The sequence below is a fragment of the Agathobaculum sp. TL06 genome, assembly GCF_054658635.1.
In genome coordinates this window covers 1-255 of the sequence record NZ_BAAGGY010000097.1, presented here as the reverse complement: position 1 = coordinate 255, position 255 = coordinate 1, and the positions used below count along the sequence as shown (strand labels likewise).

The window sequence follows — 255 nt, the reverse complement described above, 5'->3', positions numbered from 1 at the left end:
CGACGGTGGGAGCGTTCAGCGACATGGTGATCGCGCGGGGCGGCTCGACGGTGCTGACCGAGGTGCCGGAGATGTTCGGCGCGGAGGGGATGCTGCTGAGCCGGTGCGTCAACGAGCAGGTGTTCGGGAAGGCGGCCGCCATGCTCAACGGCTTCAAGGATTACTTTATCAGCCACAACGAGACGGTGTACGAGAACCCGTCGCCGGGGAACAAGAAAGGCGGCATCACGACGCTGGAGGACAAGTCGTGCGGGT

General features: G+C 64.3%; 1 pseudogene. It reads left to right on the top strand.

The features are described from left to right. Positions 1-255: pseudogene (locus tag ACYQ3S_RS15790) on the top strand (altronate dehydratase); the annotation flags it as partial.